The 22,836-nt window shown below is 40.1% G+C and carries 14 protein-coding genes; 1 reads left to right on the forward strand and 13 read right to left on the reverse strand.

Annotated elements, in window-relative coordinates; translation table 11 throughout:
- Nucleotides 1–5: 5 nt before the first annotated feature.
- The 10 genes from BMY50_RS18115 to BMY50_RS18160 all read right to left on the reverse strand — a co-directional run bounded on the left by BMY50_RS18115 (nucleotide 6) and on the right by BMY50_RS18160 (nucleotide 19,201).
- Nucleotides 6–401: a hypothetical protein gene (locus tag BMY50_RS18115; protein WP_093327149.1), complete on the reverse strand. Its 396-nt coding sequence runs from the start codon at nucleotides 399–401 to the stop codon at nucleotides 6–8.
- Nucleotides 402–443: 42 nt separating this feature from the next.
- Nucleotides 444–2,405 carry a RagB/SusD family nutrient uptake outer membrane protein gene (locus BMY50_RS18120; protein WP_093327151.1) on the reverse strand — a complete coding sequence of 654 codons (1,962 nt, stop codon included), beginning with the start codon at nucleotides 2,403–2,405 and terminating at the stop codon, nucleotides 444–446.
- 20 nt (nucleotides 2,406–2,425) lie between these two features.
- Nucleotides 2,426–5,815, reverse strand: a complete 3,390-nt coding sequence (locus BMY50_RS18125) for a SusC/RagA family TonB-linked outer membrane protein (protein ID WP_093327564.1) — start codon at nucleotides 5,813–5,815, stop codon at nucleotides 2,426–2,428.
- Between the two features lie 127 nt (nucleotides 5,816–5,942).
- On the reverse strand, nucleotides 5,943–6,602 hold the full coding sequence (locus BMY50_RS18130; protein WP_162276627.1) for a DUF3826 domain-containing protein: 660 nt from the start codon (nucleotides 6,600–6,602) through the stop codon (nucleotides 5,943–5,945).
- Nucleotides 6,603–6,846: 244 nt separating this feature from the next.
- Entirely contained in the window at nucleotides 6,847–10,380 is a 3,534-nt protein-coding gene (locus BMY50_RS18135; RefSeq protein ID WP_093327155.1) for a malectin domain-containing carbohydrate-binding protein, read from the reverse strand.
- 66 nt (nucleotides 10,381–10,446) lie between these two features.
- A complete protein-coding gene (locus BMY50_RS18140; RefSeq protein ID WP_093327157.1) occupies nucleotides 10,447–13,311 on the reverse strand; it encodes a glycoside hydrolase family 95 protein in 2,865 nt (954 codons plus the stop codon).
- Nucleotides 13,312–13,323: 12 nt separating this feature from the next.
- Nucleotides 13,324–14,874 carry a glycoside hydrolase family 28 protein gene (locus BMY50_RS18145; protein WP_093327159.1) on the reverse strand — a complete coding sequence of 517 codons (1,551 nt, stop codon included), beginning with the start codon at nucleotides 14,872–14,874 and terminating at the stop codon, nucleotides 13,324–13,326.
- A gap of 14 nt (nucleotides 14,875–14,888) precedes the next feature.
- Complete coding sequence (locus tag BMY50_RS18150; RefSeq protein ID WP_238383815.1) at nucleotides 14,889–16,454, reverse strand: MGH1-like glycoside hydrolase domain-containing protein; 1,566 nt, start codon at nucleotides 16,452–16,454, stop codon at nucleotides 14,889–14,891.
- 10 nt (nucleotides 16,455–16,464) lie between these two features.
- Nucleotides 16,465–17,409: a dihydrodipicolinate synthase family protein gene (locus tag BMY50_RS18155; protein WP_093327161.1), complete on the reverse strand. Its 945-nt coding sequence runs from the start codon at nucleotides 17,407–17,409 to the stop codon at nucleotides 16,465–16,467.
- A gap of 223 nt (nucleotides 17,410–17,632) precedes the next feature.
- Nucleotides 17,633–19,201 (reverse strand): sodium:solute symporter, encoded by a 1,569-nt coding sequence (locus tag BMY50_RS18160; protein ID WP_093327163.1) that lies wholly within the window; start codon nucleotides 19,199–19,201, stop codon nucleotides 17,633–17,635.
- A gap of 365 nt (nucleotides 19,202–19,566) precedes the next feature.
- Between BMY50_RS18160 and mtgA the strand changes: the two genes are divergently transcribed.
- Entirely contained in the window at nucleotides 19,567–20,355 is a 789-nt protein-coding gene (gene mtgA / locus BMY50_RS18165) for a monofunctional biosynthetic peptidoglycan transglycosylase (RefSeq protein WP_093327165.1), read from the forward strand.
- On the opposite strand, the gene BMY50_RS18170 is transcribed toward mtgA, so the two are convergent.
- The 3 genes from BMY50_RS18170 to floA all read right to left on the reverse strand — a co-directional run bounded on the left by BMY50_RS18170 (nucleotide 20,352) and on the right by floA (nucleotide 22,694).
- The gene (locus tag BMY50_RS18170) at nucleotides 20,352–20,807 is read right to left on the reverse strand and encodes an ABC transporter ATPase (RefSeq protein WP_093327167.1); all 456 of its coding nucleotides are present in this window, start codon (nucleotides 20,805–20,807) and stop codon (nucleotides 20,352–20,354) included. The two genes, mtgA and BMY50_RS18170, sit on opposite strands and share 4 nt — an antisense overlap.
- 121 nt (nucleotides 20,808–20,928) lie before the next feature.
- Nucleotides 20,929–21,636: an RluA family pseudouridine synthase gene (locus BMY50_RS18175; RefSeq protein ID WP_093327169.1), complete on the reverse strand. Its 708-nt coding sequence runs from the start codon at nucleotides 21,634–21,636 to the stop codon at nucleotides 20,929–20,931.
- Nucleotides 21,637–21,707: 71 nt separating this feature from the next.
- Nucleotides 21,708–22,694 (reverse strand): flotillin-like protein FloA, encoded by a 987-nt coding sequence (gene floA, locus BMY50_RS18180; RefSeq protein ID WP_093327171.1) that lies wholly within the window; start codon nucleotides 22,692–22,694, stop codon nucleotides 21,708–21,710.
- Nucleotides 22,695–22,836 lie beyond the last annotated feature (142 nt).

Genomic DNA, 22,836 nt, shown 5'->3' on the forward strand with positions numbered 1-22,836 from the left:
ATTATCTAGTATCCTTCGTCTATCTGGATATAGGGGTCGTCGCCAATAACAACACTACGTAATGTAAGATCCGTGGAAGAGCTTATACCCTGCCGCACTATATTGCCACCATCATAAACGAGAATATCAAAATTTTCATGACTAAAATATGGACTGTCAAAATTAACTGTATAAGTTCCCTTTGGAAGCACTCCCAAAACACCCGACTCAAATGTTTCGTCATTTGTTTCAAAAGTGTAGGTATCGCTACCACCTGTAAACGTAATAATCCACTCATTAAAATTACCAGAGTAAGGTAAATTAACTCGAACTTCCACATCCTGCGCATAACTACTCTTAAAACTGCCCAGTAAAATAAGCCCAAGAATTACCAACCCTTTCATCATCTGTTGTTTTTTCATAATTTATTAAATAATAGGTTAAACATTGTACTGAATTACTATTTATTGCTGATAATCGTAAGTACCACTAGCACCTGAATAATCCAACCAGCCTTTTGTCTGCTGTAGCCAAGGGTTATTGCTCAGCACCGTCGCTGATAGTCCTGACAAGTAGTAATTAGGACGGAACAGTATGTTGACCGCCTCATTGTTAACCCGATCCCATTCCTGGTCCAACGGTGTCATAACAAAGTGGTTTTGATAAACCGTTTTTAGCTTGGCTATTTCTTCATTAAAATTGGCTGCATCAGGATCGATCAGGATATCTCTGTCAGCATTACTTAACGGATCTGCGCCATAGGTTTTTGATTGCCAATAATAGCCCGTACGTTTAGTACCATTTATCGGAGTTAGGCCCAGTTTCTGTACGGAATTGCCACTTTCCTGAGTATTGTCATATAACATCCAGCGTTGTATGTCCCAATAGCGTTTTCCTTCATAAGCTAGTTCTACCCTCCGTTCATATAAGCACGCCTCCAAAGCCTCATATCTAGAAGCGGGTACTCCTATTCCATAATTATTCGCTGAGAGGATGCCAACGCGTTGACGGATTTTACTAAGGTAATTCACTGCATTTCCAATTTCCCCTCGGGCAGCATAACATTCTGCTATATTCAGTAACAGTTCCGCATATCGATATTCAAAAATATCAGTCCCCGAAAAAGCAAATCCGGTACTGTCTGCAACAGGATTGGACATTTTACTGACTAACACAGGACTATTAGTTTGGTCATTCGCGTAATACGTCACCTTTGTAGATGTTTCATTATCTTTCCATCTGTAGAACCATGTCGATTTATTTTCATTACCCTTAATTCCCCATTTTGATCCGGAAAAAGCAAATGTCCGATAGAATCGAGGGTCCCTGTTCACGAAAAAGAAGGTGTCTACATAATTGTCAGCGTTTGGACGGGATCCGTCGGCCACTGGAAAAAGATCCAGCATTTCCTTTGGCGCCGAGACGCCCCCACCTCCTTTATAAGACGTAGGGCGCACTTGATTTTCCCAACTATTGTTGTATCCAGAAGAGCCGGTTGAGGTAGTCGAAAGTAAAAAGACCATCAAAGCTTCCGGATTAAACGAATTATCGTTTCTAAAGGTCATTTCTGCCCAATCCTTTGCATTTGAACCATATAATCCATAGCCTGCGGCAGTTAATTTTGTTTCCGCGTCCAAGCTGGCATCCAAGGCTTTTTGCCAACGTTCATTAGCTGGATTATCCCAGTCTTTGTTAAACAAAGGGCTGGCAGCCGTCAATAGCACACGGCTTTTCATAGCCAATGCGCCGGCAGCGGTAAGCCTGCCATAATTGTTGGCTTCGCCGTCCCATCGCATAGGCAACAAAATTGCCGCAGAATCGAGGTCACTTACGATTTGCTCAAAACATGCTAATGAAGTAGCTCGAGGTTGCCGGATTTCCTCATCGGTCGCACTGTTTTCCTGCACAGTTGTTACGAGCGGAACACCCCCGTAAACCCTAACCAGGTCAAAATACTGCAGGGCTCGTAGCAAGTACATCTGCCCTTTAGCTGATTGTTTAAAAGACTCAGAGAGTCCGTCACCTGCTATGTCAATTCTCCCGATCAGAAAATTTGCGAATCGTATGCGGGTATAGGGATTATTCTGTACACTCGCCGTTACGGAATTACCGTAATAGCCCTCCGCCTGCGAAGCTAATTGTAAGGTCGTAGTTGGATTGATATACTTGCCGACATCTCCCCCTATTTCTTCTGTCATTTTTGACCTATCGTCGTTATATAATCCAACAACTTGCTGTAAAGGGTTTCTATAATTCACAAAATAATAGTTGTACATCCGGTCGATATACCAACCCGTTTGAAGTTCGTTCTCGAAAATACTGTCATCGTATTTATCGTAACTTTTCATATCTTCCAAAAAATCTTTCTTGCATCCCGCTACTGTTAGTAAAGCCACAGCTGCAAAAATCAATATCTTCTTATTCATGGTGATCAAATAATGGTGTATTATAAGCCTAAATTTATACCCAAAGACCAAGTTCGTAATGTTGGGTAACCGGTTCCCGGTGAATCATACATATTACGGTATTTGCTGGGATAGGGATTATAGAAATCCCAAAGGTTGTTCCCGGAAAGAAAAATCCTTACGTTATCCACCTTTGCCTTTGTTAACCACTTCTTTGGTAACGTATAGCCAATGCTCAGACTGCGAACGAACATTCTAAATGTAGGAAGCAGGAAGAAGTCCGAGTTTGTGCCACCGAAATCATCGTAGTATGCAATATTGGGATATTTCCCATTGGGATTCGTCTCTGGGTCATACATATCAGTCAGATAAATGGTTTGCGACCACAGCGCATGCGTACTACTAGTACCCTGCTTGACATAATCCAAGTAGTTGGCTCCTCCCCATGAGGTTGAAATCTGAGCTTGGAAGGAAACCCCTTTCCATCCGGCGCTTAAATTGGTGGTAATGCCGTAATTCATGTTTGACTTTTTCAGCACTTCCCAATCTTGTCTGGAATCTTTTTCTATGACACCATTGGGACCGCCGTAGCTCTGCGTGCTAGGATCCAATGCACCTCGAACATCCTCGTATACTAGCATTCCTTTTTTCATCTGCGATTTATCGGTGATACCCATAAAATTCGGCTCAGCACCTTCAATACCAGAGTTACTTGCGTTTTCCGTTAGATAGTTCCAATAGGCATCAATGTCTGCATCGGTACGTAGCATACCGTCGCCGCCGGATGTATTTTTCCAGGTTTTATATCCCCAAACAGGATTGCCGTATCCGGTGTTACCCACGGCTCGTCTTGTGGTCATGTCAGCTGGATAATCAAATGGCTGATCGAAATAACGCGTCGTCTTGTAATTGTTTAGGCCAAAGTTCATGCCTATCGAATAGTTCACCTCATTTACATTGCTCTTCCAGGTGACCGATACTTCAGTTCCCCAAGCCTTTACACCTGCATAGTTTTGTTCAGCAAAAGCTCCACCTACGGAAATAGGCACGCCTATAGCTCCGGACATATCGGTTAACATATCAGTGGTGGTATTGTAATAACCATCTAAGGACATGCTAAGCTGCGACTTCAGGAAAGACATATCTAAACCGAGATTGCGCTGCACTGTACGATCCCAACGAAGATCTCGATTTGGGTCAGCATCAGGCGTAATACCGGTCGTATACATGCCGCCATTGTTTCCAAAAGCCATTCCTTTATCGGTTGCTGCCGTATATAACCTAGCCCATTTCCATGGGTTTACATTGTTATTTCCAGTGATACCAACAGAAGCACGGACCTTCAAATAGTTCATCCAGGCAACATTTTCTGTAAACCAGTTCTCATCCGAAACTACCCAGCCGGCTGAAACGCCCGGGAAAAAGCCCCAATAGTTCTCGGGTGCAAATTTGGTCGAAGCATCCGTACGGAATACAAATTGTAAAAGATATCTGCTCTTGTAACTATAATTGACACGTCCCAAGTAGGAAAGGGTTCCACTTTCCGTACGATACGTGATAGTGTTAGATGTATTCAACGTTCCTGCAGATATGGAGGTTCCGTTATATACACCTCTTGTTGGATTATCGTAAATCTGATACCGGTCTTCCCATCCAGCAGTTGTCTTTTCAACGCTGAACATGGCGCCAATATCGTGATCGCCAAACTTTTGGTTATAGTTGGCAAAGAAATTTAGCTGCTCATTCTTGGACGTTGTATTATCATAGGTAACACGGGAATTAGCCCGATTAAGAAGCGGATCATCCCATTGGGTAGTATTGGAGTATAAATGGTTATCTGCCGTGTTGATGTTACGAGCCCGTGCCAACAATAAGGGCATCTGAACCTGCTCGGTATTGCCCGAAGCTTGTGTCAGGCCATAATTGAATTTGAACGACAGTCCCTTTAAGAAAGGCACATCATACTGTAAAGAAAAATTGGCATTATAGTTAAAATCTTTGTTAGTGGTTTTTGAACCATTGTTTAACATATCATAATAGTTCCAATTGCTTAGGGAATTATTGCCCGATACATTCCCCAACTTATTTGGTCCCAAGGCAGGAGAAACATATTGATCGACTCCGTTTATATTATAAACCCATGGGATGTATTTGGGCATATGCAATAATACACTATAATCATTTTGTTCACCACCGGTAGCATACCCATCACTAAAATTGATTTTTGTAAAGGACCGATCTAAATCGGTATTAGCCGCAGCCAGCGTCGCGCTCAATCGCAGATCACTTGCCACCTTCACCTCTGTACCAGCCCTGAAAGTCCACCTCTTAAAATCTTGCGATCCGAGATTGGCACCTTGTGTATAGTAAGAAGCGCCGGTATAATAGGTAGCTCTTTCAGAACCTCCGCTGACATCCAGTGAATGCTGCATCGTATTGGCAGCCCTCCAATCATTCGTCAACCAATCATAATTCAGTGATTCCATCTGCGAAAGTTCTGCATCCGAATAGAAGTAATTGTCGTTCCAGCCGAGTGCTCTGCCAAACTTATTGGCAAATTCACCATATTGTCGGGCGTTCATCACTTTTTCATGACTTACAGCATCGTTCGTTTGAAATTTACCACTATAGGAAATGCGCGGGGCACCCACCTGACCTCTTTTTGTCTTTACAACAATAGCCCCTTGGGATGCCCGAGAGCCGTAGATAGCAGCACTGGCATCCTTTAATACCGTAATACTTTCTATTTCGGACACATCCAACATATTAAATCGCTCCATGGACGGCTTACCTGTTTGTGCGTCCACTTGGATCACATCATCAATGATCACCAGTGGGTAATCATTTCCTCCATCTTTTCCCCAGTTGAACTGTTGCCGCACACTTAACGTAGCCATGGCCCCGGGACGGGTACTTCCTCCCGAAACGTTCAATCCGGGAATCTGCCCTCTTAGTGACTCTGAAACGGAGGCCACAGGTATATCGGCCAGTTTCTTGACATCTACTGAAACGATTGCGCCTGTTACATCTCTGGCCCGTTGCGTGCCATATCCCACCACAACCACTTCATCTAAAGCGCTATTGTCGTCCTGCAGCACAATATTCAAGCTGCGTTGTCCATTCACTGGAACTTCTTGCGTTTTATATCCTACATAACTAAAAATCAAGATTTCATTACCTGTAGGTAAGTTTAATCTAAAAACCCCGTCAGCATTTGTAGTAGTGGTAGTTTTACTTCCTTTTAGTTTGATACTTACCCCTGGAAGAGGTTCCCCTTTCGCAGTTTTTACCGTTCCAGTGATATTTACACGGCGTTCCCCCACAACCGTCTTTACACTGGTATTCTCACCTTCGGCATAGGACAAAGACGAAACACCTAATGATGAAAATACTAGGAAAAACACCCCAATTTTTAATCGGTTCCTAGCCATAAAATTAATTTTAGATCTTAGATTCATAAGGTTTGGTTATATAAATTTTAAAATGGTTATTTTGAGTTTATTCAAAGGATATAAACAACAAACAATTGTCTTTATACAAAAAGTTAAAGATTCATGTTTAGGACTGTGCCTTCTTCGCTCTTTCTTCTCTTTTAAGCTTCTCCTCCCACACTTTTCTAGCTTCTTTCGTTTCAACGCCCTCTTTCGAAAGGTAGTTATTGATTTTACCCTTGTATTTTCCAAACCACCAGTGCTTTTCTTTTGATGACCCACCATCCATCGCTTTTTCCCGCGCTTCTGTTAAATAGCTTAAAATTTGTTTTTTCTGAACGTCCGTTAGGGCGGGCAACATGTCTAGATAGCCCTTGTATGTAATGGGCAGCACATTGTAAGTCATCTCATTTTTGACCGTCTCCACTTGTTCATTGCTTAATTGTTTTTTCAGGACTTTCAGGTAATCACCATGCAAATGGGTAAGCTTTTCACTCTTTTGCTTTTCTAATTTCCCCAGCTCGTCTGCTGAGGAAGAAGCATTTTCTAGCGCCTTCTTTTGTCCCTCATGCCAGATTTGCACCTCATTTAGATTGCTGTATTGTTTAACTATAATATCGCGCACAACAGCACCTTGGGCTTTTTCAAGATCTAGCTTGTCTACTATTTTCTGAGCTCTTTTAGTGATTACCTGCGTATATTCGTCCTGATTAATACGATACGCATAAGCATGTTGTGCACCAAAGATCAACATGCATAGGACAAAGGATAATAATATCGATTTCATTTTTATGGATTTCATCATTATATAGGTGATTAACTATTCTTGTTTAGTGTTAATTTGACGCTTTTTTAGCTAAACACAAAAAACACAACTGTTCACTGTTAAAACTTAAAAATTGGAAAGGCCTACGATTTTTGTTTTAAACGTTTCCAAATGGTTAGCACATACAAATATGCAAAGCATCGTATATACTTTTTTTACAAATTATTATCTACTTATTGTAGGATATTATCATCGCAAGCCCTACTCACTGAATTTCCAAATTAGATAGTATAAGTTGCTTGGACCCTTCCATTTTTAAACTGAGAACATACTTCCCGGCATTAATCATGGTACCGGTATTCGTATAAAGATATCCCCATTTATCTTTTTTTGAGGGAGAAAAAGAAAGCTTTTCCTGGTGCAGTATCTGACCATCTAATGAACGCAATATCAATATTGCATCCTTTTTTTCAGTTGTTTCATTGGCATATCTAAACATTATGCTGTAAGTATCTGCTACCCCTGTGGCAATAGGCCAATCAATTTGTGACAGATCATTTGATCGCACAATCAATGCTTCTTTTTCAAGAAAAGTGGTTTGATCAATCTTTCCTTGAATCGCTGTTTGACTAGGTTTATAGGTTGTAACGGGTTTCAAATCATGGGCTGATTGCAACTTTGTAACTGGAACAATAATAATTGGATAAAGGGGAAGAAGGTTTCTCTGCATGAAATGGAAAATCGATCCTCCTTTTAATCGCCTCCGAAAAACACGCAAATTCCTCCCTGAATGCGCTGAAGTTTCAACGATCGTATGTGTATCTTCATAATCCTTTAACCAGTTGTCATTGTCTCCTTTTAAATCGCTCGGAACCAACACAAAAATATCGGACTCCTTATGTAGAGAAAATGAAATAGCTGAATTTGACTTTGGCGCTTTTTTAGAGAAATTAAGCCACTCGGCACCGTAAAAATGTGATGGTAATTTCGTAAAGTATTCTTTACTGCCTATAAAAAGTTTATCACCTATGTCTAACCAGCTTTCCAAACTAACCTGTAAGTTCGATGAAACCTTCAACTGTTTGACCAACAAGGAAGTGTTTTCAATGGTTTTCGCGCTCTTTTTTTTGCTAGCTATGGCAATAGCAGAAATAACCGCTTGGCTGGATGCCACTCGAGGAAAATCAAGGGTAATCAAGCCATTTTTTGCTTGTACGGCGTATGTCTTTTTAAGCACCGCATCATGCCCTACTTCCTTCCAGATATCAATATTCCTTTCCACTGTACTGTCATTTATTGACACATCAAACAGTCGCCAACCTTCAGCATGCATCCCACCTCCCGTACCAAACCAGGGTTCAACAAAATACAATTCCACCAGATATTCACCATCTGGAACGGGAAAATTGAAATTTAACTCCTCTCTTCCATACCTAAACGTTTGCAATAAAGGCCAGTCGACTGTTCCTTTTATCGGATCAAATATGCGTCGCTGACTAGCAAAGGTGTTTGGCAAGTCTTGAAAATTGGCCGTCCACGAGGAAGACCCTAAAGCGGTTTCATCGGTACGCTGCCTATCTGCCTGCCAAAGATTCCCTTCATGGTCCTTATAAGCAGGTCCACCACAATTGATACGATATAAATAATGATAGTTGGAATTGTCAACAACTTTTTCTTCTCCTTTATATAATTTGCTAAAATTTGGGGACTGCGGCAGTCCTCGTAAGATGATCACGTCTGTAGCCACTTTTCTCCCGTTTCTATATCCTATGGCATAAAGTACATTATAACGAACGTTTACATGATTCCATTTAAATGGTATACCTATTCCCTGGCGTTGGTGTCTTCCCAGAGAAACACCATCTACATCATTAAAGAGCTCTACTTCCTCACAGTTAGAATAGACGGTAATTTCATCTTTAATGCCTGCGTGCTGCCATCGATCCGGCCATGTATGAGAAACGATATATACCATTGCTTGCTCCTTCGCATCCACATAGTTAGAACGGAACATATAAAAAGCGTCAACAGGCTCATCCCAAGGAGTAAAGAGCCCTTTGTAATTAACGGGCCCAATTCGGTCGATATCTCGAAGACCTTCGCCACCCTGTATGCGTCCTGGATTATCATGCGAGTTAAATAACCAAAAGAAATGTCCGGCGACACTATCTCTTACCGTCTCCGCTAGTCTCACTTTGGTTTCCATCAATTGCGTCATACGCTCTTCACTATGAGCGGTTTCTTTGTTAAAAGGTGCTTCTGCGTGAAAATCGATCGTCCGCCAAGCACCGTACTCGCCTACCAACACTTGCTTTTTTAAATCTTCGGCATAGGTATTTGGATCCCCCCCATACGTACCGGTCCAATTTTGGGGAACATCCCAATCGGTACCACTTCCCCCGTTACAAGTGGTTACTTTACGTTGTGTAGATGCTGTAGGATCCAACTGCCGAATAAGATCTGAACATTCTCTTGCAAAATCCTCCGGAAGCGTGCTTTCATTTTCTAATCCCCACAATACTACGGAAGGACTGTTACGCCGTTCTTTTACCCAATCAGTCAACAGTTTTTTAAAATTGTCCTTAAAAGATTGGTTATCGAACCATATATGAGCGGCCATCTGTGTCCAGCTTAATATTCCTAATTTATCCCAATATTGCTGATACCGTAAGTTGTGCGGTTGGTGAGCATCTCTAAAAGCGTTAAATCCGGCCGACTGAATTTGCTGAACTCTTGCCTTAACTTGCTCTTCACTAAAAGCATGGCTCCCTCCTAAAAGATGCTCATATTCGGCAATACCGTTAATAAAAAAAGGTTTACCGTTAATAAAAAAGCGATTGTCTTTGTCTTTCCGATCAATTGGCCAGCTAATCCATCGTATGCCATAGGGCGTATTTACATGGTCTATTACTTCGCCATCTGCAATCACTTCGGTTACCATCGTATACAAATAGGGACTGCTGGGAGACCAAAGATGTACATCTTTAAAATCCGGTGTTTTCTGCTTAAAGATAAGTGTACTTCCTGGATCAATGTCTTTACTGCTTTTAACACTGATAACAAGATCCCCATTCCTATCAACAAGGCGATTAATTAAGGTTATTTTCTTTTTGTAAGCACCATAGTTTTTTATTTCTGTTTCAAGATGAAGCTGGGCATTCTTTTCAGACACTGTTGTGTCATTCCAAATATGTACACCGAAAGGTTCTATTCTAGTAGCGTTTGTTACCTGGAGGTGAACTGGCCGAAAAATACCCATTGGCTGAGAGCCTTCAGAAAAACCCCGCTCCTCTGAACATCCACCACATACCCAAGGCAAATTACGGATAGAGGCAGGATGATCTGCTCTTACCGCTACTATATTATCACCGCCAAGCACAATGGCCTCTGTGACATCCAAAGTAAAGGTTGTCCTACCCCCGGCATGGTAGCCCACTTTTTTACCATTGAGCCATACAGTCGCATAAGAACCTACACCTTCAAAATATAAAAAGTAGTGCTTATCGTCCGGTATCTTAGCAACCTTAAACTTTTTCCTATACCAAGCATAGCCATGACGATTTCCGTGAAGCAGACGACGATAGCCATGATAGGTATCCCAATTATGAGGCACGTTTACCGGTTTCCATTTTGCTGTGTTATAGCTGGATTTTTCAAAACCCAAATAAGCTGTAGAATCGGTATCATGTGCGATTGTGAACCAATTTGAATCTAATAAATAATCTTGACGGATTTGCTGTGCTTGGATCCTATGCGTAATAAATAAGGCTATATATAAAATGATCAGCTTGATCTTCATCGTGATGTATTAATCATTAACAAGACGCATCAACAGGCTTAGGTGGCCCTAAACCTGTGATGGTCTTCACCAACTATTGTAACCAACAATATTATCTTTACTATCTATTAACTTCAATTGATTGTCTAGCGCATACGTTCTTCCTTTTTCTGTTTCAAATTCACGTGTAGTTCCCCCATATCTAATTTTGCATATCCCTCCAGCTTTCGACAGCACTTCTAAACGCATTAGTCTACCCTGCTTCCAAGCGTAACTAAGTTCAAAACCACCCCTGGCACAAATGCCTGTTACCGCTCCCCCGTTCAGTGCTTTAGGCAATGCTGGTAGTATGTCAATAGTGCCTAAATGACTTTGCAGTAACATCTCCGCCACTCCTGACGTACCCCCAAAATTACCATCAATCTGAAAAGGTGGATGAGCATCGAAAAGATTTGGATAAACACCGCCACCTTTGGCCATCGGACTGATAAGCATCTTAATCATATTATAAGCATGTTCTGCATCCCTGAATCTCGCCCATAAATTAATTTTCCAGGCTAAGCTCCATCCTGTTCCTGCATCTCCACGAAAAACCAAGGATTTTTTTGCTGCCTTCATTAGTTTTGGATTCTCTTGCCAATTAATTTCACGGCCAGGATAAACAGCCCATAGATGCGACACGTGCCGATGCTTATTTGTTGGATCATCCACATCTTCCAACCATTCTTGTAATTGCCCGTGTTTACCAATCTGATTGGGAGCAATTTTCGCACTTTTATAAATTAACCTTTGTTCAAATGCCGAATCAACATCAAGGCGCCTTGCTGCTGCTGCCACATTTTGGAACAATTGGCGGATAATCTGATGATCCATCGTCGGACCGGCAACCAAACCACCTTGCTCTGGCGAATTAGAGGGGGTACTGATAAGCCAGCCTGTTTTTGGATCCGCTATTAAAAACTTATCAAAAAATTTGGCAGACGCCTTCATTAACGGATAGGCCTTTTCTCTTAAAAAAGTTAAGTCTTGCGTGTATAGGTAATGCTCCCATAAGTGCTGGCACAGCCACGCTCCTCCTGTTACCCAGATGCCATGATTTGGATTGTTAATGGGAGCCGTTCCTCTCCATAAATCGGTATTATGGTGAAGTACCCATCCAGGGGCATTGTAATATTCGCTTGCTGTTCGTTGCCCCGTCACGCTTAAATCCTCGATCATGCGAAACAGCGGCTCATTTAAATCAGAAAGATTGGTAGGTTCAGCGGGCCAATAGTTCATCTCCGCATTAATATTGGTGGTATATTTACTTCCCCACGGCGGTGTTAATAAATCATTCCATATTCCTTGCAAATTGGGTGGTAAGCTTCCAGGCCGAGAGCTTGAGATAAGCAGATACCTACCATATTGAACAAATAATGCCAATAAATTGGGATCTTGCGTAGTAGCAAACTGTTCAATACGTTGGTCGGTCGGCAAGAATTCATGATCATCAACTCCAAAATTTAAAGAAAAGCGATTAAAGTAGCTTTGATAATCGTTGATGTGATCTTGTTTAAGGGCGGCATAAGACCTATCGGCTAAACGTCCTATCCTTTCTTGACAAATAGTAAATGGGTTAGCGGAAATGTCTTGATAGTTTTTAAAGTTTGTAGCAGCTGTTAATAGTAACACGGCCTCATCTGCCCCGCTAATATCAATACTTCCGTTTCGAACCGATACATTTCCACCTCGATGACGTACTTGTAAAGTACTAACACCTGCTAGACTCCCGTCCTTCACTTTCAAGGATAGACTAATTGTACTATCGTTCAGTTTTTTAATATCGTAAACTTTGTGCGGCGTGCTAAAAGAGGCACTGAAGTTTACGCTCGCTTTTTTATCCGCCGCAACCTGTACCGCAATACAATTGTCTGGCGTACTGGCAAAATATGTACGTTCATATTTGATATTATTACTGGTATAACTCGTTTTACTGACAGCTTCCGTTAAGTTGAGCTCCCTTTTATAATTTGTAACAGTTTGTGAAGAATCAAATGTTAAATGTAAATCGGCGAATGGTTGATAGGCTTCTTGGTATTTACCTACTCTTGGTGCTTCTTCGTTTTGTATCCAATATTTCCATGTTTTACTTAGCGAAATTTCTTTACCGTTTTCTTTACCTTTGGGATAGATACGTAATTTTCTTTTGACATCTTTATAACCAACAAGCCCCCCCTTGTCATCATAATTTAATACCTGTATGGCCAACTGATTTTGCTTCTGCACCAGCTCTTTTGGTATGACATATAATCTTCCTTGATTCATATCATTTGTTGTGCCGATCATGCTGCCATTCAAATAGGTAAAATCTTGATCACGGACCTTGCCAATATCCAGTATTAGATCCTGCCCTTTCCAATCGTTCGGAATTTCAAAGTTTGTTCTAAACCAAAGGGCACCATCAAGACCTTCTAAACCTGCTTTTTCCCAACCATCATGTACCGGCAAATCTAATCTGGCCCACTGACTATCATCAAATGCCCGTTGTGAAGGATTTTCTTTCTTGTTAACAATTTCTCTCACATTATTAAACCAAGATGCCCGTTCATCTGAAACAGATTTGGTTCCCATGAAATGTAAGCCCGCCAGCTTTTCAGCTTCTGCCTGCTTGCCCTCAAATAGTAGCTTTCTTATTTCGGTCAAATAGTTATGCGCATCTGGCATATTATGATCTCTAGGCCCTCCGGTCCATAAAGATTCTTCATTAAATTGAATGCGATCTTCTTCAACTCCGCCAAATACCATGGCACCCAGTTTTCCATTTCCAATGGGAAGTGCTTCTGTCCATTCTTTAGCGGGTTGCTGATACCATAGCTTTAGCGACTGACCATGTACGTTTATATTACCAAAAAGCAAAACCAACAGGAGGTACGATTTATATTTTTTAGTTAATATTTTAAAGATAAACTCCATTATTTACGATGATCAATCATTAACGACTGCATTTTCCTTGACTTCATTACTCATCGACACAGGCACCTTCACTTTTGCTAAATTATTTGCACGCAACATGACAGCTTCTGTATCTGCTCCTTGCAATTTTAGAAATATGCTGCCTGTTGCCATAGGAAAAGTATTCGTTATAAAAACATTTTGTACATTATCCAAGGTTAGTATAGGTGCTGTAAAAACCTCCGATGTACGAAGTCCTCTAACCTGTAAATCTTTCACTTGTTGAGCCTTAATTGCAGAGCCTTTCGCCGCATTTATTAAAACATTATTAAAACTAATATTTTTTGCCTCTTTGATATCAAATCCCAGTTCGGTATCCATCACTAAATCATTAAAAGAAATTTCTTCAATGGGCATTTCTTCTAAGCCATTTAAATAACCGGCCTGTTTACCTTGCGCAGTAATATTACTTAAATGGATATTTCTAAATCGGGGTGTACGATCAGAAACAGGTTCTTTGACTGTTTTTGCATATTGCATATCTAACACAATAGCCTGCTCTTTGATATTCCTCATAACCACATTACTTACCCTAATATCCTCCACAACACCACCCCTTCCCCTCGCTGTTTTTATTCGGATACCCCTATCTGTGCCATCAAACACACAGTTGCTGATCGTGATTTTTTTTACATCTCCAGACATCTCGCTCCCAATCACCACACCACCATGACCTGCTAACATAGTACAATTAGTGATGGTATAGTTTTCAGCCGGACGGGCTTCTTTTCTCCCCGAACGATCTTTACCCGATTTAATAGTAATACAATCGTCACCTACGCTTATATGGCAATTGGCAATATGCACATTACTACACGACTCAGGATTAATACCATCTGTATTTGGGGAAGGTGGATTGTTAATGGTTACACCATCTACGGTAACGTTGTCACAAAACTCTGGATTAATCGTCCAGAAGGGTGAATTCTTTATGGTCACTCCTTCTATTCTTACATTTTTACAATACATTGGCTGGATAAAGGGAGGACGCAGAAAGCCACGTTCTACCCAACCCGGTAAATCGGGATGTAACACCTCCTTGTTGTGTTTGTGAAATTCCTTTTGCCATCTTGATTCTGGAGAATTTTTAACATGGACTTCCGAATAAGCCCACCATTTTTTGCCATTGCCATTAAGCGTACCGCGACCAATGATGGCAATATTTTCTGCTTCATAAGCATAAATAAAAGGTGAAAAATTCGTCACCATCGTCCCCTCCCAGCGACTTGGAACCATGGGAAGATAATGATCAAAGTTATCGCTAAAATACAACTCAGCTCCAGCATCTATAAATAAGGTTATATTGCTTTTTAAATGAATAGGCCCCGTTAAATATTTTCCAGCAGGAAAATAAACTGTTCCACCACCGGCTTCAAAAGCTTTCTCAATCGCATTTTTTATTGCTTCCGTAGCGACTATAGAACTGTCCCTTTTTGCTCCATAATCTATTACATTGTAATAGGTTTGGCCAAAGCCTACTACGTAAAAGAAGGAACAGATGGTGAAGAGAACCGAAAATTTCATATTAATTTCAAGATTTATAATTTTGCTTTTAATGAATCTAGCTTTTTGGAGGAAGCTATTTTTCTTCCATCAGCAAATAGCTGCAATCCTTTACCCTTTCCGTACTTGTTTCCGGTTTTATCCCATACTATGGTTAAAATATGTCCATGATAAGGAATATTATCCAAACAAAACCAATCCCATAAATTTTGCGGGATAAGCGGCTTTATCAGGATACCATCTCCAGCCATAGGTTTTAAGCCAACAAGATCATTTATTATTAAATCGCAAAACCCTGAATGATTATAAAAGCTACTCCTTGGATTATCTCCCTTTAACCAATAACCTGTTTTTTCATCCTGATATTCTCCTATATAGGGTTGTCCATTCTTTTGGTGTGATAATGCATACTGATGTAGCTTCTCATAAAAGATAGATTGGTCAATTTGCTTATTCTGCTTATATTCAGTTAAAAAATTTGCGAGTGCTTTTAATGTTTGGGTTGTGGCAAAAGGCCAAACGGCACCATCCCACTCACAGCTTTGACCTGATCCGCGTGTGCGAAAAGTAGGTTCTCTACGTTCGGCAGTAGTAATCCCCCAGGGAGCATTGAAACCGGCTGTGTCCTCCAATTGTAACCAAGCCTTTCCATATGTTGCTTCATCATTTGGTAAGTCGAAATACCAAGGAATAAATCCGATGGCTTCTCGGGCAGCTAAGGTTCCATCAGGATGTCTCGTCCTGAAAAATTTACCGGTATCATCCCAAAGACTATCTAACACCAATCGCTTTAACTTCTCTTTCTTAAGATCGTATTTAACTGTTAAACTATCATTATGAAATAAAGAAGCCATCTTAGCTAATGCTTTTGCATTTCCATACATATAGCTATTAATGGACGGGCGCCTATTTTGTATTCTTCTTCCGCCACTTACAGATTCTTCCATCCCGTCTTTCACGTCATACTGCCAAAACATTCCGGTTGATAATTGACGTTCACCTTCCCAACGCTCATAATCTTTATCCAACAGCGGGAACCATTTAGCTAATTGCCCGTCATTGTGATTAACCAGGTAAAGACCATAAACGGCATCACTTAGCCAGCTACTGAATGAATGGAATTTAGAGGGTTTATACGTAGGCTCCTTCGTCAACCAGAAATCTATATATTGATTGATATATTGCTGATCTTTTAGCCAGCGTGCTTCATAGATATGATGCCCTAAAGCACAGCTGATAGCATTATATTTACCTGCATGACTTACAGGCTCAATGAATTCTGTAAAAATGAATCCATCAGGTGTTTGCTTAAGATGCTTTCTAAAACTCCACCAACGATAATAATAAGTACGTTGTAAAACAGAATCTGGACATTCAAACAGCGGTATATTTTTTAACAGCCAATCGTAAGAATCTTTATTTGATACGTAATTTACAACAGCCTCGCCATCTATTGAATTGTAATATTGTACCTCTTCTTTTAAAAGGGTATTATTCAATATAAGGTTTTTTTCTTGAGCAAAGCTGATTGAAAACATTGTCAGGCAGACTAATGTCATTAATAACATGCGCGGTTGATCCTTCATTCCTCTGTTTGTCATAATCTTATAGCTATCTCAAATGTGCACTTAGATACGATATACCTAAACGGCCTGCTAATATGGTATAATCGGCGTAAAGTTTGTCGATAGCGGTTTTGATAGCGCTATCAAAAGCTCCTACTTTTCTTCTAGTGTAAAGGGATATATCAAGCCCTCTTTTCTGCAAAAAGTATTTAGAAACGATGGGATATACCGTATGCATAATATCCATATGCTGTACTAAAAATTCCTGTACTATCTCCACTTCGTCTCGACGGTTTTCATTATCATAATTTTCACAGAGCCAGACAATCATTTCAGGAAAATAATTTCCTTGTATACATGACAAACCAGCAGCCCCTGCTTTTAACGATGCTACCGCATGTGCCATATACGCATCGTATAAACCGAAATTTGCGCCACTCGTTCCCGCTATTTTAGCGCGGACTTGCTGAATGTCCAAACAGGTGTCTTTATGATATATAACTCTTCCCGTTTTTACATAGTCTTGTAATTGTTGAGCGCTAAGCACCCTTTTATAAGGTTCGGGGCATTCGTAAAAGCCTAGTGGAATTTGATCAGTTAAAGCAAAAAGATCCGACACTTTTTTGTCGAACATTTCATTCGATTCATGTTCTTCAGCTATTAAACCAGTAATCATAATAACAGCCTCCACACCCAAACCATATATTCGTTTTACGAACGCAGCCTGTTTATCAATGGTACCAGCTATCGAACAAGCAGCTACGACTGGCACTCTTCCATTTACTACCTTTACCACCTGTTCAATAATGTCCAAACTTTCATCTGCTGAAAGTTCAAACATCTCACTTGATTGACAATTAGCAAATAAACCAGACGCGCCGGAAGCCAAATAAAACTCCGTCAAAGACGATAAACCATTAAAGTCGATTTTCCCTTCTTCAGTATATGGGGTTAGCATTACAGGAATAAACCCTTTTTGTTTTTCTTTCATTTTAATAAATGCACGGTGATAAATATAGTAAAGCTTCCTGTTTTAGTATTATATGCGCAAAATCACTGCGTTCTGGTTAGTTAAAACTATAGGTTACTTAAAAAACAAAGTTATCGGCCATCAAAGGATATTTCTTATAATATATTTGCTGCAAATTATAGGATATTAGCGTGTGAGGCACTAAACTTTAAGCCCGCACCGGCCCCATCATCCCATCGGCTAATTAACTATTTAACGACTTCCCCCTTCCACAAATTGAAGCCGTAAAGACCCCGACCAGATAGATCGTCAACGTCCCGACAACAATAATCATATTGGCATGTAAACTACTTTTCAGATAGCCATAAGAAGGAGGTATTAGATAGGAAAGGCTCATCCATAAAATAACAAAGATCCCAACTATTGTTGCTGCCATAGCAGCAGTATTCCCCGCTTTTTTACTTAACATTCCAAGTAGGAACAATCCGAGCATGCCACCGGCAAAAATTCCCGATAATTGCCACCAAATATCCAATATACTCTTCACACCAATCATCATAACACCGGTAACCATTCCTAAAAGACCAAAAACGATCGTCGCAACATGTAATAGTTTTAACATCTGCTTATCGTCCTGCCCCTGTTTTATATAGCGTTGATAAATATCAACCGAAAACACGGTAGCAGAAGCATTCATTCCCGAACTAATAGTGCTCATTGCCGCGGATAAGATGGCAGAAACGATCAACCCTATTAAGCCGGTAGGCATTTTTGTGACCATAAAGTAGGGCATAACTTTATCGCCATAGTCGACCGGTTGCAAAGTCGCCGCTAAAGAACTTATCTCTTGAGTAGAAGCGAGTTTCCCTAACCGTTCAGCAGCTACCTGTATTTTCACCGGTTCAATCAACGAAGGGTTTTCCTGATAAAATGCGTATAAACAACTTCCGATAATAAAAAATAGCATAGATGCAGGTAAATAGATCCATACACAAAGCCATACGGATTTGCCTGCTTCCTTTGCAGAAGAAGCTGTATGATATCGTTGAACATAATTTTGGTCCATACCAAAATTATTTAAATTGATAAAAAAACCATAAAGGAGTACTACCCAAAAAGTTGCTGTTGTAAAATCGGGCGTAACACTTCCTAGACTGAATTTATGATGGGCCTTTCCGATTTCTATTATCTTGGAAACACCTCCGGGCATGTTTGAAACCACTAAAAAAATTATCAATAAGGCACCTAAAGTTTTTATTACCCCTTGCACCACTTCCGTCCAAATAACGGCTTCTATCCCTCCTAAAACAGTATATATGATAATGCAAATACCTGTAACGATCATAATCATTTCCATCGAATATCCTGTAAGTGCTTGAAGACTTAAGGCGATTCCAAAAAATATTGACCCCATACGGGCGAGTTGTGTAAGCAGAAAGCAAAGCACCGCATAGGTTCTTGCCCAAGGGCCAAAACGGTTTTCTAAATGTGTATAAGCAGACACTTCCCCTGTACTTCTATAAAAAGGAACAAAATACTTAACAGCTATCCACGCAGCAAAAGGCATGGAAATACTGAAAACAAAAGAATTCCAATTACTTCCAAAGGCTTTACCAGGCACTCCTAAAAAGGTGTTGCTGCTTAAGAAGGTGGCATATATTGACAAGCCTATTGCCCATCCTGGAATACCTCCAGAAGCCTTTGTAAACTGTTCCGCATTTTTATTTTTTTTAGAAAACCAAATGCCTACCAAAATCATTGCTAACAGGTAAATCCCTACGATAGTTAAGTCTAGTATTGGAAGGTTCTGCATAATTGTTTTTTGTCAGTTTTGGAGAAACGCATTAATGGCATTCCCAAAACTAAATTTCAGCTTATTATTTGATATTGCTACAAATTAGATTTTTAATTTATAAACGTTAGTTAGCGACCGATTTATGAACGCTAAAGATGGATTTTTTTAAACGGTTATTATTCACAATTCTTTGCTTTTTATTATAGGAACTTAGCATCAAAAACGGCAATAATAACTGGCAAAACTCCCCTAGCTTATAAGCGCAAATTTCATTTAAATGAAAAAACCATCATATAAATAACTCGCAAAGAAATAAGTTAAACTCATTTTTTTCTTTTAGGTTTGCAGCCAAATTTAAATCCGAAAAATCTTGCTGCGCATCTATGGCTATAAAACGTACAGCTAAAAAGAATAAATTTATTGGGAAAAATAAAAAAAGTAAAGCGAATAGACCGCTGTTTATTGGCAAGAATAAACTTGTTCTGCTCTTTAAAGAACGAAGATTCGGTTTATTACTGGCCTATCTATGCCTTTACTTTATAATCATTACTGCTGGATGGGTCCTATTATTACGCTTTATAAATCCCCCTGTTACTTGGCTTATGCTTCAAAGAGGGATTGAAAGGAAAATCGAGGGCAAAGAATGGAAATTGGACAAAGAATGGAAAAGCTATGACGAATTATCTGACAATTTAAAACGAGCTGCCATTACCGGGGAGGATGCAAACTTCATGGAACATGCTGGTTTTGATATACAGGCTATACAAGACGCTTACCAAAGAAACAAAGCTGGAAAGACCATGCGGGGAGGTAGTACCATCAGTCAGCAAACAGCAAAGAATGTCTTCCTTTGGCCTGGCAGATCTTGGCTGAGAAAAGGTTTCGAATCTTATTTTACTGTTTTAATTGAACTCTTTTGGAGTAAAAAAAGAATTTTGGAAGTATATTTAAATGTCATAGAAACAGGAGATGGCATTTATGGTGCAGACGCCGCGGCACGCACCTATTTTCAGAAGCCAGCTACATCCCTTACAAAAAGGCAGGCTGCACTTCTAATTGCCGTGCTTCCTAATCCAAGAAGATGGAAACCCTCCAAACCAACCAATTACATTAATCGTAAGGCAAATGCAATTGTTCGGTATATGGGACACAGCAAAATTCCTGCTCATTAAGCAAATACTTGTGCATGCCAGCTGTTCTGAAAAGGGGTCTCCCAGCTTCTGTTAAATGCTTCCCTATCAGCGACGAGATTATTAAAAACTATTGTATCTTTCGTAACTTCTCCTTTTTCTATCAGTTTTTCGAATGTACTACGCGGTACAATATTAATATGATCTCTTTCCCGATAAGCGATTTGCATCCTATCAAATAGTGAAATATTTAGTTCTTGTTCCAGCTCTTTTAACAAACGAACTGACTTATCAATCGAACAACCGCTTGGCATCGTTACCGTTTGATCAATTGCTAAAATAATAAAAAGGTGATAACGTATTTCGGCAGATGCCGACAATTGATGGCCGTGCGCATTCCATTCGGCAGTAAATTCTCCCAACCTTTTCAATAGGGTCGTTTCTTCGTCTGCAGTAAGCAACCTATCTGCCTGATATATCCAAATTCTCTCCATGTTGACAAATTAACAAATAAAAAGGACAATTAAAAAAAGCTAAGTGATACCAGAACATCCTTACCAAACTTAACTATTTAACTACTCAACTATTTAACTAATTAACTACTCGACTATTCAACTAATCACCAAAAACCTCAAAACGTTCCCAAAAACCATCTTGCGGTAATCTTGCGAAGATATTAACAAGCTCTTTTTTTACTGGATGCTCGAAAGCTAATTTTCTCGCATGTAAACAAATGCTTTTTTTCAAACTCCCTCTAGGATAACCATATTTGTTGTCACCAACAATGGGACAACCCAATGTAGATAACTGTACCCTTATTTGATGAGGCCTGCCCGTTACCGGATTCACTTCGACCAGATAATAACCATTCAATTCTCCTATTAATTTATAGCTCAATTCCGCCCGCAAGCTACCTTTCACCTCATGATCAAAGGCTTTTGTCACATTCTTACCTGAATTTTTAACAAGCCAATGAACCAAAGTTCCTTCAGGTTGCGCAGGTCTATTACGTACGACAGCCCAATAGGTTTTGTGCATATCCCTGCTTTTGAACATTCGATTAATGCGATCGAGTGCCTTACTGGTTTTTGCGAATAAAATGACTCCACTTACCGGTCGATCCAGGCGGTGCACAACCCCAAGGAACGCACCATTTGGCTTGTTATACTTTTTGGTAAGGTATTGTTTCACCTTTTCGTCAAGTGGTTCATCTCCTGTATCATCCACTTGTACAATATCCCCTGCACGCTTATTAATAGCGATTAGGTGATTATCTTCATAAAGTACCTCTTTATCCGTAATAGGTCGACTTGCGCTGCTCATCAGTCTACAAAGTTAAGAAAAGGTTTTATTTCTCTCACAACTGACAGCGCACAACCCGCAACTAAAGAAATTTATTTATTCTTCCCTTTGTTTTCAGCGCCAGGTTTAGCAATGGATTCGCGCATGTCTGTATCAGCTTGTATATTCTGCATTTTATAATAGTCCATTACACCCAGATTTCCGCTACGAAAAGCTTCCGCCATCGCAAGTGGAATCTGAGATTCTGCCTCAATAACTTTAGCGCGTGCTTCTTGTGCTTTGGCCTTCATTTCTTGCTCCGACGCTACTGCCATCGCACGACGCTCTTCCGCACGCGCATTCGCGACTTTAAGATCTGCTTCGGCCTGATCAGTTTGTAATTTAGCACCAATATTTTCACCAATATCAATGTCAGCTATATCTATTGATAAAATCTCAAAAGCGGTCCCACTGTCCAATCCTTTTCCCAATACTGTTTTAGAAATTTTATCCGGATTTTCCAATACTTCCTTGTGATTGACAGCAGAACCAATAGTTGTAACAATTCCTTCCCCTACACGAGCGAGTATGGTTTCTTCTCCCGCGCCTCCTACTAATTGGTTGATATTTGCTCTAACTGTAACGCGTGCTTTTGCGATCAGCTGTATGCCATCCTTTGCTACAGCCGCAACAGGGGGGGTATTGATAACCCGTGGATTCACCGAAATTTGTACTGCATCAAATACGTCTCTACCAGCCAAATCGATTGCGGTGGCTAATTTAAAATCCAAGGGTATATTTGCCTTGTCGGCAGAAATAAGTGCTTTGATAACTTTATTGACATTTCCACCTGCCAAATAGTGTGTTTCAATATCATTTGAGGATATATTTAGCCCCGCTTTAGTCGAAATTATCATAGAATTAACCACCAAAGATGGAGACACCTTACGTAAGCGCATAAGAACCAGGTTAAGTAGGTTCACCTTCACCCCCGAAAGCTGCGCAGTAAACCATAGATTAACTGGTAAAATATATAATAGTAAAAAGAGTGCTACGATAGCCCCGATAATCATTAGGATTGGTGACAAAGAAGATTCCATATTTTTTAGTTTAAAGTAAATACAGTTTTAGATTGAATTGAGCTAAATCAGGAGCATTTCCCATGAAACAAAGCCATCTATATTACAAAAAAGGTTAACGGCTAAAGATACATTTTTAATGTGTTTATCTAAAATGAAAAGC

The sequence above is a fragment of the Olivibacter domesticus genome (assembly GCF_900109575.1).
GTDB lineage: Bacteria > Bacteroidota > Bacteroidia > Sphingobacteriales > Sphingobacteriaceae > Olivibacter > Olivibacter domesticus.

Coding starts and splice junctions, on each gene's coding strand:
- BMY50_RS18115 (WP_093327149.1), bottom strand. CDS start 401: ATGAAAAAACAACAGATGATGAAAGGGTTGGTAATTCTTGGGCTTATT.
- BMY50_RS18120 (WP_093327151.1), bottom strand. CDS start 2,405: ATGAATAAGAAGATATTGATTTTTGCAGCTGTGGCTTTACTAACAGTA.
- BMY50_RS18125 (WP_093327564.1), bottom strand. CDS start 5,815: ATGGCTAGGAACCGATTAAAAATTGGGGTGTTTTTCCTAGTATTTTCA.
- BMY50_RS18130 (WP_162276627.1), bottom strand. CDS start 6,602: ATGAAATCGATATTATTATCCTTTGTCCTATGCATGTTGATCTTTGGT.
- BMY50_RS18135 (WP_093327155.1), bottom strand. CDS start 10,380: ATGAAGATCAAGCTGATCATTTTATATATAGCCTTATTTATTACGCAT.
- BMY50_RS18140 (WP_093327157.1), bottom strand. CDS start 13,311: ATGGAGTTTATCTTTAAAATATTAACTAAAAAATATAAATCGTACCTC.
- BMY50_RS18145 (WP_093327159.1), bottom strand. CDS start 14,874: ATGAAATTTTCGGTTCTCTTCACCATCTGTTCCTTCTTTTACGTAGTA.
- BMY50_RS18150 (WP_238383815.1), bottom strand. CDS start 16,454: ATGACAAACAGAGGAATGAAGGATCAACCGCGCATGTTATTAATGACA.
- BMY50_RS18155 (WP_093327161.1), bottom strand. CDS start 17,409: ATGAAAGAAAAACAAAAAGGGTTTATTCCTGTAATGCTAACCCCATAT.
- BMY50_RS18160 (WP_093327163.1), bottom strand. CDS start 19,201: ATGCAGAACCTTCCAATACTAGACTTAACTATCGTAGGGATTTACCTG.
- mtgA (WP_093327165.1), top strand. CDS start 19,567: ATGGCTATAAAACGTACAGCTAAAAAGAATAAATTTATTGGGAAAAAT.
- BMY50_RS18170 (WP_093327167.1), bottom strand. CDS start 20,807: ATGGAGAGAATTTGGATATATCAGGCAGATAGGTTGCTTACTGCAGAC.
- BMY50_RS18175 (WP_093327169.1), bottom strand. CDS start 21,636: ATGAGCAGCGCAAGTCGACCTATTACGGATAAAGAGGTACTTTATGAA.
- floA (WP_093327171.1), bottom strand. CDS start 22,694: ATGGAATCTTCTTTGTCACCAATCCTAATGATTATCGGGGCTATCGTA.